Genomic DNA, 15,215 nt, shown 5'->3' on the forward strand with positions numbered 1-15,215 from the left:
GGAGCCCCTGCATGTATCGTGAGCGCCTGGTCACAACGGACGTGAATTCAGAAAACGCCCACCGGCTTAAACGCCTGCTACTGGAATACCACGACTTTCGCCAGCTCAAGTCAACCCACCCCTTGCTGGAAGACACCCGCCGCATCGCCGACTGGCAAGCGGAACGGCTAAAAGCCACGCACCAGGACCTTTACCAGAACCCCGGCTACCACACCGGCCTGGAATTCTTGCTGACAGACCTTTACGCCCCTGCCGGCATGACCCAACGGGACGATAACATCGACCGGGTCTTCCCGAAGATGGTGAAGTGGCTACCAGACCACCTCTTGGGCACCTTTGCCGGGCTGGTTGAACTGAATCTGGTCACCCAGAGCCTGGATCTGGAGCTGGCACAATGGTTTGACCGACACAACCTGAGTACCGCCTCAATCACCACCAGCGACTATTGCGACGCTTATCGGGCCAGCGGCCAGTTGAGCATCCGCAGCCGGCAACTGGAACTGGTGGCCGACACTGGCCAGCAGTTGGACCGCTACGTGCGCAACCGCACCCTGGGCTGGCTGCTGTCGATGAGCCGGGGGCCAGCGGAAATGGCCGAGCTGGGCGATCTGCACAGTTTCCTGCACCGGGGCTACAGCGCATTCCGGAAGATGGAGGATGTCGACGTACTGATTGAACGGCTGATCGGTCGGGAAAGACAGGTGATGGAGAACATTCTGGCCGGCCACCCGGAACCCTTCTCGGTACCGGGCAACCTTTAACCAGGCTCAGGCCGTGAGAATCTGGTCCAGTTGCGAGTGAATTTCCTGTTCGATACGGGATTTGAACGGGCGCAGCATCAGCCCCAGTTCCAGGCGGATGTGCAGATCACTGTCAGAGAGGTCCAGGTGGCCTTTCACCCCACTGCGCTTGAACGTGAGCAGGTCACCCTCCCACTGGTAATTGACATCGAACTGCCTGGACAGGTCCTTCGCCAGGGTTTCCGCCGCTTCACGGGCGTGGGCTTTGTCCAGGGAGTGGGCGCGATGAATATCAATGACAGACATGGATCAGTTTTCTCGGTTGTTTGGAGACAGATTTACAGTGTAAGTCGGCAATAAACTTGTAGCCAACCCCTCAAAGGTTAGAATACCAACCTGAGATTCTGACAGGACCAACACCCATGAGCGAGCAGCAAACACCGGGCACCCCCGGCAACGGCCAGGACGACGTAACCCACTTCGGGTTCCGCAATGTACCCAAGAGCCAGAAAGCCAGCCAGGTGGCCGAGGTTTTCCACAGCGTGGCCGGCAAATACGACCTCATGAACGATTTGATGTCGATGGGCATTCACCGGCTGTGGAAGCGCTTCACCATTGAGCTCAGCGGTGTTCGCCAGGGCCATCAGGTACTGGATATTGCCGGTGGCACCGGCGATCTGACCATGAAATTTTCTGACCTGGTCGGCCCCACCGGCAAGGTGGTGCTGGCCGACATCAATGCCTCCATGCTGCAGGTGGGCCGCAGCCGGCTGACAGACCGGGGCTACGCAGGCAACATCGAGTATGTGCAGGCCGATGCCGAGCACCTGCCGTTCCCGGACAACAGCTTCCAGGCCGTGTCCATCGCCTTTGGCCTGCGCAACGTCACCGACAAGGATCAAGCCCTGCGGGACATGGCCCGGGTACTGAAGCCCGGCGGCAAGCTGATGGTGCTGGAATTCTCCAAGCCTACCAATCCGCTGCTGAGCAAAGCCTACGACACCTATTCCTTTACCGCCCTGCCGTTGATGGGCCAGCTGATTGCCGGCGACAGTGAAAGCTACAAGTACCTGGCCGAGTCCATCCGCATGCACCCGGACCAGGACACCCTGAAAGGTATGATGGAACAGGCCGGTCTGGTGAACTGCAAGTACTACAACATGACCGGCGGCATTGTCGCCCTGCACGTGGGAATCAAACCCTGATGTTCCCCGGCCCGACCCTTTTGTCCGCTGCCAGCGCCATTGTAGAGATCGCGCTGAACCGGGCATTGGAGCTGGACACAGCGGGCCGGCAGGCCCTGCTGGACGCCCTGACCGGGCCGGCACAATTCAACATCAGCGCCCCGGTCCCGTTGACCTGGACCCTGGAGCGTGTGGGCGAACGGGTTCAGGTGCGCAGTCAGCCCGCCGATGCCCCCGAGTTGGTCATTACCGGCCGCCCCATGGCCTTTGTTGCCCTCGCCCTGGGCGATGATCAGGTGTTTGCGGACAATCGGCTGGGCGTGCAGGGCAATACCGCCCTGGCCCACCAACTGCAACGTGCCCTGAACCAGCTGGAACCGGACTGGGAAGCAGCCATGGCCCGACATCTTGGCGACCTTCCGGCACATTTTCTGGGCAAGCGCATCCGCAGTGCTGTGCAGTGGAGCCGGCATGCTGCGAATGCCATGAACGCCAATCTGGAAGAGTACCTGCACGAAGAGAGCCGGGCCCTGCCCGGCCGCAGAGAGCTGGAGGCCACCTTCCAGGACATTGACCAGCTCAACCTGCGTACTGAACGCCTGGAAGCCCGGCTGACACAGCTGGAGAGTTCCGGTAGCGACAACGATACGGAGACTTTGTGACCCGCCTGCAACGCCTGTTCCGAATTGCCTGGGTATTCTGCCGCTACCGGCTGGACACGTTTCTGCCCCTGGCGGAACTGCCCACGCCGCTGAAGATCTTCTTCCTGCTGGCGCCCTGGCACCTGTTCCCCCAGCCGAAACTGAGCCGGGGCGACCGGCTGCGACTGGCGCTGGAAGAACTCGGCCCGGTGTTCGTCAAATTTGGCCAGATTCTCTCCACCCGGCGGGACCTGCTGCCCGACGACATGGCCGAATCCCTGAAACAACTGCAGGATCGGGTGCCGCCGTTCCCCAGCGACCAGGCCCGGGGCATTATCGAGAAATCCCTCGGTGCACCGGTATCGGAGCTGTTCGCCGAGTTCAGCCCGGACCCGATGGCCTCGGCCTCCGTGGCCCAGGTACACGCCGCCACCCTGCCCAATGGCCAGAGAGTGGTGGTCAAGGTGCTGCGGCCGGGTATCGACAAGGTGATCCGCCAGGACCTTGGCCTGATGTACCTGATGGCCGGCCTGCTGGAAAAATACTGGTCTGAAGGCAAACGGCTGCACCCGGTGGACGTGGTGGCCGATTACGACGCCACCATCCACGATGAGCTGGACCTGCAGCGCGAAGCCGCCAATGCCAGCCAGTTGCGCCGCAACTTCGACAACTCACCGTTGATCTACATCCCGTTCATCGACTGGGACTACACCCGCAAATCCGTGCTGGTGATGGAGCGCATTCACGGCATCCCCATTGCCGACGTAGACAGCCTGAAAGCGGCCGGCGTCAATATGAAAGTACTGGCCGAAAAAGGCGTGGAGATCTTCTTCACCCAGGTGTTCCGGGACAGCTTCTTCCACGCCGACATGCACCCGGGCAACATCTTTGTCGACGTCTCCAACCCGGCTGACCCGAAGTACATCGCCATCGATTTCGGCATTGTGGGCACCCTGGCGCCAGACGACCAGAGCTACCTGGCCCGTAACCTGCTGGCCTTCTTCCGCCGGGATTACCGCCAGGTGGCCCAGCTGCACATACAGTCCGGCTGGGTGCCGCCGGACACCCGGGTGAATGAATTCGAGGCGGCTATCCGTACCGTGTGCGAGCCCATCTTCGAACGGCCACTGAAAGACATCTCCTTCGGCCACTTCCTTCTGCGGTTGTTCCAGACGGCCCGCCGTTTCAATATGGAAGTGCAGCCGCAGCTGGTACTGCTGCAGAAAACCCTGCTGAACGTCGAGGGCCTGGGCCGCCAGCTGTACCCGGATCTGGACCTGTGGAGCACCGCCCAGCCGTTCCTGGAGAGGTGGATGCGCCAGCGCATCGGCCCCGCCGGGTTGATCAAATCGCTGCAAACGCACCTGCCGGCGTGGCTTGAACAGTCGCCAGAGATGCCGCAACTGGTTCATGATGCGCTATTACAGCTTCGAAGCAGCGGCCCCACGGAAGAACAGAATCGCGCTACGCTTGAGTTAATGAAAGAGCAGCAACAGCGCAGCGACCGCCGGTGGCGCCGGGGTTTCATTGCCGCCGCACTCGCCGCCGCAGCCCTGGCGGGCACTCAGGAGCAGGCCACGCAGCTGGCGGCCGATGCGCCACTTTGGAGCTGGGCCTTGCTTGCCCTTGCTGGCGCGGTCATGCTCCGGGGCAGCCGTTAAACGAATGGATTTATCAGGATTCACAAAAATGCAAGATTCCCCCGCTAACGTCGTACAGCCTGACTGGCTCAACGAGATTCGCTGGACAGAAGACGGCCTGGTACCGGCCATCGCCCAGGATGCCGACAACGGCGACATCCTGATGATGGCGTGGATGAATGCCGAGTCACTGAAGCTGACCGTTGAGGAAGGCCAGGCGGTGTACTGGTCCCGATCCCGGGGCAAGCTCTGGCGTAAGGGCGAAAGCTCCGGACACCAGCAGGTACTCCGGGATATCCGGCTAGACTGCGATGCCGACGTCATTTTGCTGAAAGTGGAACAAAAAGGCGGTATTGCCTGCCATACTGGTCGGCGAAGCTGTTTTTACCGGACCCTGAAAGACGGCCAATGGGTCAGCGCCGAGCCGGTGCTGAAAGACCCGAACGCCATCTACGGCAGTGATTGAGGAGCAGAGACCGTGAGTGATGTACTGGAACGCCTGGCCCAGGTCCTGGAAGCCCGCAAGGAAGCCGACCCGGAAACCTCCTACGTGGCCAGCCTGCACGCCAAGGGGCTGAACAAGATTCTGGAGAAGGTGGGCGAAGAGTGCACCGAAACACTGCTGGCCGCCAAAGACGCCGAACACTCCGGGAACACCCGGGATGTGGTGTACGAAACGGCCGACCTGTGGTTCCACAGCATGGTGATGCTCTCCCGGCTTGGGCTCGGACCAAAAGATGTGATTGATGAACTGGCCAGTCGTTTCGACCTGTCAGGCCTTGAAGAGAAAGCGTCACGGAACTCGTAAAGAGGTACCCCTAACGGGGATTTCCGGGAACGGTCGCCGTTGGCGTACAATGTCATGGAACAGCAACAATTGAACGAGGAACCCTCATGGGTATCAGCATCTGGCAACTTTTAATCGTACTCGGCATCGTCATCCTGTTGTTCGGAACCAAGAAACTGCGCAACATCGGCAGTGATCTGGGCGGCGCGATTCGTGGCTTTAAGAAATCCATGAGCGACGAAGAAGAAAAATCCGCTGATCAGAGCACGCTGGAAGGCCAGCAGGCTGAGAAAACTGAGGCCCCGGCCGAAGAGAAGCCCCGGGAAAAGCAAAGCTGAGTACCACCTGAATGTTCGATATTGGCTTCATTGAGCTGCTGATCTGCGGCATCATCGCGCTGCTTGTACTTGGGCCTGAGCGCCTGCCTACCGCTGCCCGGGCTGCGGGCCGGTGGATTGGCGGCGCGCGGCGCATGGTGGGCCAGTTCACCTCGGAACTGGATCGCCAGCTCAAGGCAGAAGAGCTGCGGGAAGAGCTCCGCAAGGCCGGTGACGTCGGCCTGGACGACATGGAGAAAACCGTCCGCGGCGCCCTCGATGAAGCCAAGAAATACGAACACATGATCCTGCCAGACAGCGAGACCCGCAAACCGCGGCCCGCACCGGCAACCCGCCGGCGTGCCGGCGAGGAAAGCACCAATCAGTCCACCGCCGAGTCTCCGCAACCCGCTCCGCAAGGCGACAACGCCGATCAGGAAGCCAGCGGTGAAGCCAGCAGCACGACACCAGAGCGGCCATCGGATAATCGTTCATGAGCGACCCAGGCAGTAACCCGATACCTCCTGAACAACAGGAGATGCCCCTGATCGAGCACCTGCTCGAATTGCGCAACCGGCTCCTGAAAATGGTGCTGGCCGTGATTGTGTGTTTTGCCTTTATCTACCCGTTCGCCAACGACCTTTACCTCTGGCTGTCGTTACCACTGCGTGAGCTTTTACCGGTGGGCCAGACCATGATCGCCACCGACATCACCTCGCCTTTCTTTGCGCCCCTGAAACTGGCCCTGGTGCTGGCGGTATTTGCCGCCATCCCGGTGATCCTGTATCAGCTCTGGAGCTTCGTAGCACCGGGCCTGTATGCCCATGAAAAACGCCTGGCGTTTCCCCTGCTGTTTACCTCGGTACTGCTGTTTTACGCCGGCGCAGCGTTTGCCTATTACGTGGTGTTCCCTCTTGTGTTCGGTTTCTTCACCGCCATCGGGCCCGAGGGCATTGTCGAGCTGCCAGACATCAGCAGTTACCTGAACTTCGTGCTGAAAATGTTCTTTGCCTTCGGCGTGGCCTTCGAGATTCCCATTGCCACCGTACTCCTGATCCTCACAGGTGCCACTACACCCCAGGATCTGGCCGCAAAACGCCCCTACGTGGTGGTGGCCTGCTTTATCATCGGCATGCTGCTGACCCCGCCCGACATTATTTCCCAGACCCTGCTGGCGGTGCCCATGTGGATTCTGTTCGAATTCGGCATCCTGTTCGGGCGCCTGGCATACCGACGTGTCGATGACGCCTCTGAGGGCGAGTCCGACTCCGCATGAATCTGGCGCTGCTGTTCGACGAAGACTTCACCGGCACAGACCGGGTGCTGCTCCGCGGTCGCCGCCTTGAACACCTGAGGACCGTACTCAAAGCCAGTACCGGCCACCAGATTCCGGTCGGCCGGGCCAACGGCGCCATGGGCACCGGTGAGATTCTGACCCTGACAGACTCCGAAGCGGAGCTGAAAGTAACGCTCAGCCAACGCCCACCACAGCCCCTGCCACTGACCCTGATCCTGGCCATGCCACGGCCAAAGATGTTCCGCCGCGTGCTGCAGACCTGCGCGTCCTTGGGGGTGAAGGATATCTGGCTGATTAACAGCTACAAGGTGGAAAAAAGCTTCTGGCAAACTCCGTGGCTGTCAGACGACAACCTGAAGGAAAACCTGACGCTGGGCCTTGAGCAGGCTAAAGATACGGTGATGCCACAGGTGCATATCCGCAAGCTGTTCAAACCCTTTGTGGAAGACGAACTACCGGCCCTGCTGGCAAATAAAATCGCACTGGTGGCGCATCCCGGCACCACCGCACCCTGCCCCGTTCACCTGAACGAGCCGGCAGCCCTGTGCATCGGGCCGGAAGGTGGTTTTACCGATTACGAAGTGGGCAAACTGGAAGAGGCCGGATGCCAGGGCGTGCATCTGGGGCCCCGCATTCTGCGGGTGGAAACGGCCGTGCCAGTGTTGATCAGCCGGCTGTTTGATGCCTGCGGCTGAGCTACCCGCAAAGCCGTCTCTTATTCCGTGATACCCATGGCCTCGGCCGCCACGCGATTCTTCAGCATGGGCAACTGGTTGAGCCAGCGCATACCGGTATTCCGTAACCAGCGAACCGGCAGCTCGTCCCGGGCAAACAGCTGCTTGAAACCTTCCATCGCCGCCATCATAGTGAGATTTTCCCCTTTCCGGCGCCGCTGATAGCGGGCCAGCACCAGGGCATCATCCGGGGCCAGGTTGCGGGCTTTTGCCCGAGCCAACTCTTCCAGCAGGGCCCGCACATCCCCATAGCCCAGGTTGGCACCCTGGCCTGCCAGCGGGTGAATGGTGTGGGCGGCATCCCCTACCAGTGCCAGGCCGTCGGTAACATAGTCCTTGGCATGTCGCTGGCGCAGCGGGAAGGCAAAACGCTCGGAGACCTCCAGCACCTCACCCAGTTGCTGCTCGATGGCAACACCCAGCGCCTGCCTGAACGCCTCGGTGTCCAACGCCATCAGACGTTTTGCTTCCAACGTATCCTGGGACCAGACAATTGAGCAGAAATGGTCATCGCCGGCTTCATTCAGCAACGGCAAAAAGGCCAGGGGTCCTGTTGGCGAAAAGCGCTGCCAGGCGGTGTAGCGGTGCGATTGGCGGGTGCGGACCGTACATACAATTGCCTGCTGATCGTAATCCCATTCCCGCGTCGCCAGGCCACTCCATTGCCGCAAGCGAGACATGGCGCCATCGGCTCCGACCACAAGGTGGGCATTCAGGCGCCGACCGTCTTCCAGCTCAACACCGTCGCGGCCATGCCAGGCCTTCACCCGGACGCCATCAAACAGTGTTACTTCACTGTCAGCGAGTTCTTCAAACAGCGCGCGCACAATGTTCCGGTTCTCAACAATGGTGCCCAGTGAGCTGGCGTGCAGCTCCGCTGCATCAAAATGGATACGCCCGGTGCCGTCACCGTCCCACACCGTCATCTGCCGGTAGCCACAATGGCGACTGTCCTGCACCCGCCGCCAGGCACCCAACTCATCCAGCAGGCGCTGGCTGGCCAGGGAGATAGCGCTGACGCGGGGCTCAAAGGCGTTCACGTCGGTTGCCGGGGCCGCCGGTGCAACCAACTCCGCTGCGGCGGCACCTTCAATCAACCCGACCTGCCAGCCCTGGCGGGACAGCCCCAGGGCCAGTGCTGAGCCAATCATGCCGCCACCCACAATCAGGATATCCATCTGCGAATTGCCGGAATCACTGGTCATTGCGGGCAGGCTCCTTCGAACAATCGGCACGGGAAACAATGGGTTTACGGCCACCGGTGCCCATGGCTTTGCGGGCAAACCAGCGCTTGGCGCCGGGTACCAGATCCAGACCCACCAGGCCCGCGTCCCGGGCGGCCGCCAGAGGTGGCAATGATTGCCCGAATACACGAATCAGGGAATCCGAAAACTGCACGGTTTGCTGCCAGTCCTGCCGGTGCAGGCGCTGATACTCACCCAGGATCGACAGATCACCCAGCGGCGTGCCTTCGTCCACCGCTCGCCGGAACTGCTCCACCAGGGTCATCAGCCCGCGCAGGGCCAGGTTAAACCCCTGCCCGGCGACCGGGTGCAACGCGTGGGCCGCATTACCGACCAACGCAACGCCCGGGCGCACGGCTTCATCCACCGTGGTCAGTTTCAACGGGTAATGATGACATTCCCCCATTCGGGTAAAGCGCCCCAGGCGCCAGCCAAAGCGTTCCTGCAAGGCCTGGCATCGCTGGTCATCGGACAGTGCCAGTACCTGCTCCAGCGCACTGTCGGTGAGCGTCCACACCAGGGCGGACTGGTTTTCCGCCGTCACCGGCGAGCCATGGGGCAGCAAGGCCATAGGGCCCGCCTCGGTGAAGCGTTCAAAAGCGGTAAATCCGTGTGCGTCACTGGTGGAGACGTTGGCAATCAGGGCATTCTGACCGTAGTCTTCGGTGCGGGTCACAAACCCCAGCTGCTCCCGCAGGCCAGAGCGGCCGCCATCAGCCACCACCAGGCACTGCCCGGTCAGACTGTATTGGTCGTCACCCTTGCGAATCTCGACACGAACGCCACCAGGCATCGGCGTCATACCGGTGACTTCCGCCGGTGCCTGCCAGCTCACGGGGGTGTCCAGCAGCGCCCGCATCAAGCTCAGGCCCATCCAGCGGTTATCGGCAACATAGCCCAGGGCGGCCTGACCATGATCCTGCGCATGCAAACGGGTTGCGCCAAATCGCCCCCGGTCCGACACGTGGATGTGGTGGATTGGCGTGGCATGTTCCGCCAGTACCTGCCACAGCCCAAGGTTTTCGAAGATCAGCCGCGAGCCCCAGGCCAACGCCGTGGAGCGTGCGTCGTAACTGGGCTGGTAGTCTTCGGGCAAGGCATCTGGCGACAGTGGAAAGGTTTCAACTACCGTTACCCGTAACTCCGGCACCACGCGCGCCAGCGCCAGCGCCAGAGTGGCCCCGGCCAGGCCGCCACCGGCAATGATCAGATCGGTATCGGTGCGGGTGTCTGTCACTGTGTCAGTCCGCCATCAGCGCTTCAATCTCGGCAATGGTCTTCGGAACATCGCCAGTGAGAACCCGGCAACCTTCCTTGGTGACCACCACATCGTCTTCAATGCGAATGCCAATGCCTCGCCATTTGGCGTCTACATTGGCATTGTCCGGCGCGATGTAAAGCCCGGGCTCCACCGTCAACGCCATGCCCGGTTCCAGTTCGCGCCAGGCATCACCCACCTTATAGTCGCCCACATCGTGCACATCCAGGCCCAGCCAGTGACCGGTCCGGTGCATGAAGAAGGGCTTGTAGGCCTCGCTGGCGATGGCGTCATCGAGCGAACCAGAGAGCAGCCCCAGGTCAATCAACCCCTGGGTAAGCACTTTCAGTGCCGCCTCGTGAGGATGGTTCCAGTGATTGCCTGGCCGCACGGCGTCAATTGCCGCGTACTGGGCCGCCAGCACCACTTCGTACAGGGCTTTCTGCTCCGAACTGAAACGGCCGCTGACCGGGAAGGTACGGGTGATATCCGAGGCGTAGCATTCCAGCTCGCAGCCGGCATCAATCAACACCAGATCGCCCTCTTTCAGGGGCGAGCTGTTTTCGATGTAATGCAGGATGCAACCGTTGGCACCGCCACCCACGATGGAAGGATACGCCGTTGAACGGGCACCGTGTTCCATGAAGGTATGGATCAGCTCGGCTTCCAGGTTGTATTCGTAACCGCCCCGGCGTGCCCGCTTCATGGCACGGCAATGGGCTTCGGCGCTGATCTGTCCGGCCTTGGCCATCACTTTCACTTCAGCGGCGCTTTTATACAACCGCATGTCATGCAGCAGGTGTTCCAGGGCCACGAACTCGCCGGGAGGATGGGCGCCTGCGCGCACCTTGCTGCGGATAACCTTGACCCAGTCCATCACCCGGTTATCAAAGGCGTGGTCCTTGCCCAGCGGGTAATAGACCCGGCTGCGGCCTTCAATCATTCCGGGCAGGATGTCGTCGATGTCGGAAATCGGAAAGGCATCGTCCATACCGAAGCGCTCAATGGCGCCTTCCGGCCCCACCAGGAAACCATCCCACAGTTCTTTCTCCGGGTTCCGCTCTTTGCAAAACAGCACGGTTTCACCGTGCTCACGGCCGGGAATCAGCACCAGCACGGCCTCGGGCTCGCCGAAGCCTGTCAGATACTGAAAATCACTGTCCTGGCGAAACGGATGCAGCACATCCCGGTTCCGGACCCGTTCCGGGGCCGCCGGCAGGATCGCGATGCTGTCTGGCGCCATACGGTCCATCAACTTGCGCCGGCGTTCAGCAAACTCTTTCACGGAAATCATTGAGGTCATGATGTCTCCAGGTCAATGCAGGGTCGGGGTGTTGGCCGGCTTTTCCGGTTCGTTGAACTCGGTAAATACCGCCAGGGCACCCAGCCGGATGTATTCGGTTATCTCCAGCAACTGCTGCTCGCTTTCTTCATCCGATTCTTCATCTTCCGACAACTGGCTGATGGCCACCATGTCTTCAATCAGCTCGCGAATCTCGTCCGGAGCCTGCCCCAGGGATGCTCCGGCCGCCAGTGCCATGCCTTCCAGGAAACCCCGAACCCAGGCCACCAGTGCCTCAAGGCGCTGATCAATGGCGTAATCATCATCCGGCAGCAACGGGTGAAAACTGAGGTCTGACGACTGCAACTGCGCGAGCGCCGTCTGGTAGGCGCCGTTCATAAATGGCGCCAGATCCCCGGACTCTTCCATGGCCTGAGTGGCAAGCCCCATCTGTTCACAAACCATGGCCAGCCATTCGCCTTCCTGAATACGGGAACCAGCCGCCAATCGACCACACAATGCACCATGCAGCTCAGAGGGGTGGCTGAACGCCTTGTGTGTGGTGTAAACGTTGGCCCAGCGTTCAAATTCAGCGGCGCGGGCAGCACCTGTACTATCGGTGTCAGACATGAAACCCTGTGTTCCTGTGTCAGGGGAGCCTGGCCGTTCTACCAGCCGGGTTCCGTATACATTTGAGAAGCCTCTATCCTAGCATTCCGGCAGACAAGTGGCACTTCCGGGTACCGGCAGGCTTGCTTTTGCACTGGCAAAAATCAAAAATGTTATAACGTATCAAAGCTGCGAGAGGTACCAACCATGTTTTACCCACGCGCATCCGCACGTTCAACAACCCTGCTGCTATCACTCAGCCTGGCCGCATGGCCGGTTCTAGCCTCCGACAACCCGAGCGCACACCAGCATGGGCACGCCGACCTGCAAATGGCAATTGAGAACGAGCGGGTAGATCTACTGCTTCTGTCACCCGCCTACAACCTGATCGGTTTCGAGCACAAGCCCCGCACGGATGAACAGCGCCAACGGGTGAACGACACCGAACAATGGGCCAGTGAAACCGCCATGATCAATACCGTGGCCGGCAACTGCACTCTGGTCTCCAGCGCCATGCACGTGGGCTGGGGTGAAGCAAAAGGAGACCACCACAAGCATGACCATGGTCACAGCCATAGTCATAGTCATAGTCACGACCATGACCACGATCATGACTCTGGTCATGCAGACATAGAAATCACCCAGACACTCAACTGCCCGGGTTTATCGGAGTCAGCTCAGTTCGAAACCGGCCTGATGGCCCGCTTCCCTGAACTTGAGCATCTCAATGTGCAGTGGGTCGGTCCCCAGGGGCAAGGCGCCACGCGCCTGTCGCCGGGTACCACCCAGTTCCGGCTGAGCCGCTAGCAGCCGCTACTCGCTGTAGGGTTTGACCGACGTCGCTACTAGCGAGTAGGAGGACGTACCGAGATCATTCTCGGTACGTTCGATCACCAGTTCGCCTTCTATCCACACCGGGTCATACAAAGCCCGGAGCGTGAATCCTTCTTCATATTTGACGTGAATAATCTGGTTCGGCGGTGGCGGTGGCACATGAATACAGGCGCCATAATAGGGAACCAGGAAGAACTCGAGGATGCGCATGTCGTTGGTGACTTTCAGGGGCACGACAAAACCCGGAATCCGGCCTTCTACGTTACCCATCTCCGGAACAACCCGGCCGGTCATGATTTCGTCCGGCAACAGGACGGGGCCGTCTCCTTCGTGCTCAATTTCCGGCATACTCTCCAGCAGCGCCAGATCTTCCGGCGGCATCAGTTCCAGCCAGTCGATCTCCCGCGGCTCTGCCAGGGCAACGGATGAAACCATCAGCAGTAACATCGGTCCAAGCCGCGCAAGCAGGTTCCGGATTTGCAAGGTATCGAACATGTACAACCACTCCCCATGGGGTCAACCGTGTAACGGACGCCATCATACAACGGCAAAGACAATACGGATATGAGCACCGAGACAGCAAGAAACCAATCCGGTTCCAGTATACCGGAACCTGCGATCGTGACACGCCAACTGGCCTTTCGATGGCCCGGCCAGACAACCGCCACGGCCTTTCCCGATATCCGGCTTGCCCAGGGAGAGCATCTGTTCCTGCATGGCCCCAGCGGCACCGGCAAGAGTACTCTGCTGGGATTACTGGCGGGTATGCTGGCCCCGGAGTCTGGCACCATCGAACTTCTGGGGCAGCCGGTGTCCAGCCTGAAGGCCGGCACTCGCGACCGGTTCCGGGCAAATCACATGGGCGTGATCTTCCAGCAGTTCAACCTGGTGCCTTACCTGAGCGCGCTGGCCAACGTGACCCTGCCCTGCCGCCTGTCTGCGGTGCGCCGCACCCGCACCAGCCCAGACCCCGAGACATCGGCAGCGGACCTGCTCAGGCAGCTGGCTATCCCGGACGACCACTGGCACAAAGGCGTGACCGAACTCTCCGTTGGCCAGCAACAGCGGGTGGCGGCTGCCCGGGCACTGATTGGCGCACCGGAAATCATCCTGGCTGATGAGCCAACCTCTGCACTGGATGCAGACAACCGGGACCGTTTTCTGGACCTGCTACTGGCGTTGGCTGAACAGCGGCGCAGCTCGGTTATCTTTGTCAGCCATGACCGCGCACTGGCCAGCCACTTTCATCATCAACAAGCTTTGGGAGCGACGCCATGAGCAAAGTAAAACTTGCCCTCTCCCTCGCTACCGCCAGCCTCTGGTATCGCCGCCGGGTACTTGCTCTGGTCTGCCTGACACTGACTCTGAGCGTGTCCCTGCTGCTGGGCATCCAGTACCTGCGCACCGAAATCCGCCAGTCTTTCACCAGCACCATCAGCGGAACCGACCTGATCGTCGGCGCCCGGAGTGGCCAGCTTAACCTGCTGCTGTACACGGTGTTTCATATTGGTGATGCCACCAACAACATCCGCTGGTCCAGCTTCCAGAAGCTAGAGCAGGATCGCCGAATTAATTGGGCCATCCCCATTTCACTGGGGGACAGCTATCGTGGCTATCGGGTGGTCGCCACCAACGACCAGTTTCTGGCCCGGCTCCAGTTCGGCAACAACCAGTCTCTGGAACTGGCCCAGGGCGAGTGGTTTGACGACCTGTTCGACGTGGTCCTCGGCGCCGGTGTTGCCAGGCAACTCGACCATCACCTCAACGATGAGATCGTGTTGTCTCACGGGGGCGGTCGCACCAGCTTCTCCAATCACACCGACCTGCCCTTCAGGATATCCGGCGTGCTTGCACCCACCGGGACGCCGGTCGACCAGGCCGTCTATATCAGCCTCGATGCCATGGAAGCTATCCATGTTGGCTGGGAATCCGGTGTCGCCATCCCTGGCCGGGGTTTATCCCCGGACCGCGCCAGAGCCAGGGACTTTACACCAGACTCCATCACGGCGGCCTTTGTCGGCCTGAGTCAGCCCATCCTCACGTTTCAGGTACAACGGGAACTGAACCAGTCCCGGGACGAGCCGTTATCCGCCATTCTCCCCGGTGTCGCGCTGAGCGAGCTCTGGCGCATGATGGGGCAATTTGAAAAAGCGCTGCTCGGCATCAGCGCCTTCGTGGTTGTTACCAGCCTGGTCGGCCTGGTGGCCGTCCTGTTGACCCTGCAGGCCCAGCGCCAACGTGAAGTGGCGATTTTAAGGGCCACAGGCGCATCCCCGGCGCTGATCGCATCACTTTACAGTTTTGAGTGCGTAGTATTGGCCCTCACCGCCTGCCTGCTCGCCCTGATTGTCGGGGCTGGCGCAATTGCCGGTCTGAGCCCCTGGCTGCTGGAGCAGTTCGGCATTCAGATCAGCCTGCGCCCGCTGAAACAGGACGAATGGTTACTGCTGGCTGCCGTTCCGGTGTCAGCCCTGCTGGTATCACTGGTACCGGCCACCAGCACCTGGCGAAAGAGCCGGAAACAGGGATTTGGTGCCGCCGATACAGACTGAACCCGCGCCGAAGGTGATGGCCATCACGGGAATCCGCGCCATGACAATGCGTTAAATTGACCGGTTTGGCGTCGGCACTTATAGTTACTCACACTT

General features: G+C 60.5%; 19 protein-coding genes. 13 read left to right on the forward strand and 6 right to left on the reverse strand.

What is annotated here, in order from left to right; all coding sequences use genetic code 11:
• Positions 1 to 11: 11 nt before the first annotated feature.
• Positions 12 to 761, forward strand: coding sequence for a DUF8198 family protein (locus tag C7H10_RS04095; protein WP_061330694.1), 750 nt, complete (start codon positions 12 to 14; stop codon positions 759 to 761).
• A 6-nt stretch (positions 762 to 767) separates the two neighbouring features.
• Here the strand turns inward: C7H10_RS04095 and C7H10_RS04100 are convergent, their stop codons facing one another.
• On the reverse strand, positions 768 to 1,046 hold the full coding sequence (locus C7H10_RS04100) for a polyhydroxyalkanoic acid system family protein (RefSeq protein WP_106693861.1): 279 nt from the start codon (positions 1,044 to 1,046) through the stop codon (positions 768 to 770).
• A gap of 116 nt (positions 1,047 to 1,162) precedes the next feature.
• On the opposite strand from C7H10_RS04100, the gene ubiE reads away from it, so the two are divergent.
• The 9 genes from ubiE to C7H10_RS04145 all read left to right on the forward strand — a co-directional run bounded on the left by ubiE (position 1,163) and on the right by C7H10_RS04145 (position 7,301).
• Positions 1,163 to 1,945 (forward strand): bifunctional demethylmenaquinone methyltransferase/2-methoxy-6-polyprenyl-1,4-benzoquinol methylase UbiE, encoded by a 783-nt coding sequence (gene ubiE / locus C7H10_RS04105; RefSeq protein ID WP_061330696.1) that lies wholly within the window; start codon positions 1,163 to 1,165, stop codon positions 1,943 to 1,945.
• Positions 1,945 to 2,586, forward strand: coding sequence for a ubiquinone biosynthesis accessory factor UbiJ (locus C7H10_RS04110; RefSeq protein WP_061330697.1), 642 nt, complete (start codon positions 1,945 to 1,947; stop codon positions 2,584 to 2,586). Before ubiE ends, C7H10_RS04110 begins: the two co-directional genes overlap by 1 nt.
• On the forward strand, positions 2,583 to 4,226 hold the full coding sequence (ubiB, locus tag C7H10_RS04115; protein ID WP_106693862.1) for a ubiquinone biosynthesis regulatory protein kinase UbiB: 1,644 nt from the start codon (positions 2,583 to 2,585) through the stop codon (positions 4,224 to 4,226). Before C7H10_RS04110 ends, ubiB begins: the two co-directional genes overlap by 4 nt.
• Before the next feature lie 28 nt (positions 4,227 to 4,254).
• Positions 4,255 to 4,671, forward strand: coding sequence for a phosphoribosyl-AMP cyclohydrolase (hisI, locus tag C7H10_RS04120; RefSeq protein ID WP_058092481.1), 417 nt, complete (start codon positions 4,255 to 4,257; stop codon positions 4,669 to 4,671).
• 12 nt (positions 4,672 to 4,683) lie between these two features.
• The gene (locus C7H10_RS04125; protein ID WP_058092480.1) at positions 4,684 to 5,013 is read left to right on the forward strand and encodes a phosphoribosyl-ATP diphosphatase; all 330 of its coding nucleotides are present in this window, start codon (positions 4,684 to 4,686) and stop codon (positions 5,011 to 5,013) included.
• Positions 5,014 to 5,099: 86 nt separating this feature from the next.
• Entirely contained in the window at positions 5,100 to 5,330 is a 231-nt protein-coding gene (gene tatA, locus C7H10_RS04130) for a Sec-independent protein translocase subunit TatA (protein ID WP_058092479.1), read from the forward strand.
• Between the two features lie 11 nt (positions 5,331 to 5,341).
• Positions 5,342 to 5,806, forward strand: coding sequence for a Sec-independent protein translocase protein TatB (gene tatB / locus C7H10_RS04135; RefSeq protein ID WP_106693863.1), 465 nt, complete (start codon positions 5,342 to 5,344; stop codon positions 5,804 to 5,806).
• Positions 5,803 to 6,585: a twin-arginine translocase subunit TatC gene (gene tatC, locus C7H10_RS04140; protein ID WP_061330701.1), complete on the forward strand. Its 783-nt coding sequence runs from the start codon at positions 5,803 to 5,805 to the stop codon at positions 6,583 to 6,585. The genes tatB and tatC overlap by 4 nt, the downstream gene beginning before the upstream one ends.
• Positions 6,582 to 7,301, forward strand: coding sequence for a 16S rRNA (uracil(1498)-N(3))-methyltransferase (locus C7H10_RS04145; protein ID WP_061330702.1), 720 nt, complete (start codon positions 6,582 to 6,584; stop codon positions 7,299 to 7,301). The genes tatC and C7H10_RS04145 overlap by 4 nt, the downstream gene beginning before the upstream one ends.
• Before the next feature lie 20 nt (positions 7,302 to 7,321).
• On the opposite strand, the gene C7H10_RS04150 is transcribed toward C7H10_RS04145, so the two are convergent.
• Genes C7H10_RS04150 through C7H10_RS04165 form a run of 4 tightly spaced genes read right to left on the reverse strand, consistent with a single transcriptional unit; the run spans position 7,322 to position 11,754 of the window.
• The gene (locus C7H10_RS04150; RefSeq protein ID WP_106693864.1) at positions 7,322 to 8,545 is read right to left on the reverse strand and encodes an FAD-dependent monooxygenase; all 1,224 of its coding nucleotides are present in this window, start codon (positions 8,543 to 8,545) and stop codon (positions 7,322 to 7,324) included.
• Positions 8,535 to 9,821, reverse strand: coding sequence for a 2-octaprenyl-6-methoxyphenyl hydroxylase (gene ubiH, locus C7H10_RS04155; protein WP_106693865.1), 1,287 nt, complete (start codon positions 9,819 to 9,821; stop codon positions 8,535 to 8,537). The genes C7H10_RS04150 and ubiH overlap by 11 nt, the downstream gene beginning before the upstream one ends.
• A gap of 4 nt (positions 9,822 to 9,825) precedes the next feature.
• Positions 9,826 to 11,145, reverse strand: coding sequence for a Xaa-Pro aminopeptidase (gene pepP / locus C7H10_RS04160; protein WP_106693866.1), 1,320 nt, complete (start codon positions 11,143 to 11,145; stop codon positions 9,826 to 9,828).
• Between the two features lie 12 nt (positions 11,146 to 11,157).
• On the reverse strand, positions 11,158 to 11,754 hold the full coding sequence (locus tag C7H10_RS04165; protein ID WP_106693867.1) for a UPF0149 family protein: 597 nt from the start codon (positions 11,752 to 11,754) through the stop codon (positions 11,158 to 11,160).
• A gap of 186 nt (positions 11,755 to 11,940) precedes the next feature.
• Between C7H10_RS04165 and C7H10_RS04170 the strand changes: the two genes are divergently transcribed.
• A complete protein-coding gene (locus C7H10_RS04170) occupies positions 11,941 to 12,540 on the forward strand; it encodes a ZrgA family zinc uptake protein (protein WP_106693868.1) in 600 nt (199 codons plus the stop codon).
• Positions 12,541 to 12,546: 6 nt separating this feature from the next.
• Here the strand turns inward: C7H10_RS04170 and C7H10_RS04175 are convergent, their stop codons facing one another.
• Positions 12,547 to 13,062, reverse strand: coding sequence for a DUF3299 domain-containing protein (locus C7H10_RS04175; RefSeq protein ID WP_106693869.1), 516 nt, complete (start codon positions 13,060 to 13,062; stop codon positions 12,547 to 12,549).
• 126 nt (positions 13,063 to 13,188) lie between these two features.
• Here C7H10_RS04175 and C7H10_RS04180 point away from each other — a divergent pair, with 126 nt between their 5' ends.
• Complete coding sequence (locus C7H10_RS04180; RefSeq protein ID WP_374786915.1) at positions 13,189 to 13,845, forward strand: ATP-binding cassette domain-containing protein; 657 nt, start codon at positions 13,189 to 13,191, stop codon at positions 13,843 to 13,845.
• On the forward strand, positions 13,842 to 15,119 hold the full coding sequence (locus C7H10_RS04185) for an ABC transporter permease (protein WP_106693871.1): 1,278 nt from the start codon (positions 13,842 to 13,844) through the stop codon (positions 15,117 to 15,119). Before C7H10_RS04180 ends, C7H10_RS04185 begins: the two co-directional genes overlap by 4 nt.
• Positions 15,120 to 15,215 lie beyond the last annotated feature (96 nt).

This window comes from Marinobacter shengliensis (assembly GCF_003007715.1).
Classification (GTDB): Bacteria; Pseudomonadota; Gammaproteobacteria; order Pseudomonadales; family Oleiphilaceae; genus Marinobacter; species Marinobacter shengliensis.

Excerpts from the sequence above, each read along its gene's own strand:
- C7H10_RS04110 (WP_061330697.1), top strand. The coding sequence starts at position 1,945 with ATGTTCCCCGGCCCGACCCTTTTGTCCGCTGCCAGCGCCATTGTAGAG.
- C7H10_RS04095 (WP_061330694.1), top strand. The coding sequence starts at position 12 with ATGTATCGTGAGCGCCTGGTCACAACGGACGTGAATTCAGAAAACGCC.
- C7H10_RS04100 (WP_106693861.1), bottom strand. The coding sequence starts at position 1,046 with ATGTCTGTCATTGATATTCATCGCGCCCACTCCCTGGACAAAGCCCAC.
- pepP (WP_106693866.1), bottom strand. The coding sequence starts at position 11,145 with ATGACCTCAATGATTTCCGTGAAAGAGTTTGCTGAACGCCGGCGCAAG.
- C7H10_RS04165 (WP_106693867.1), bottom strand. The coding sequence starts at position 11,754 with ATGTCTGACACCGATAGTACAGGTGCTGCCCGCGCCGCTGAATTTGAA.
- C7H10_RS04170 (WP_106693868.1), top strand. The coding sequence starts at position 11,941 with ATGTTTTACCCACGCGCATCCGCACGTTCAACAACCCTGCTGCTATCA.
- hisI (WP_058092481.1), top strand. The coding sequence starts at position 4,255 with ATGCAAGATTCCCCCGCTAACGTCGTACAGCCTGACTGGCTCAACGAG.
- C7H10_RS04150 (WP_106693864.1), bottom strand. The coding sequence starts at position 8,545 with ATGACCAGTGATTCCGGCAATTCGCAGATGGATATCCTGATTGTGGGT.
- C7H10_RS04145 (WP_061330702.1), top strand. The coding sequence starts at position 6,582 with ATGAATCTGGCGCTGCTGTTCGACGAAGACTTCACCGGCACAGACCGG.
- tatB (WP_106693863.1), top strand. The coding sequence starts at position 5,342 with ATGTTCGATATTGGCTTCATTGAGCTGCTGATCTGCGGCATCATCGCG.
- ubiE (WP_061330696.1), top strand. The coding sequence starts at position 1,163 with ATGAGCGAGCAGCAAACACCGGGCACCCCCGGCAACGGCCAGGACGAC.
- tatA (WP_058092479.1), top strand. The coding sequence starts at position 5,100 with ATGGGTATCAGCATCTGGCAACTTTTAATCGTACTCGGCATCGTCATC.
- tatC (WP_061330701.1), top strand. The coding sequence starts at position 5,803 with ATGAGCGACCCAGGCAGTAACCCGATACCTCCTGAACAACAGGAGATG.
- C7H10_RS04185 (WP_106693871.1), top strand. The coding sequence starts at position 13,842 with ATGAGCAAAGTAAAACTTGCCCTCTCCCTCGCTACCGCCAGCCTCTGG.
- C7H10_RS04175 (WP_106693869.1), bottom strand. The coding sequence starts at position 13,062 with ATGTTCGATACCTTGCAAATCCGGAACCTGCTTGCGCGGCTTGGACCG.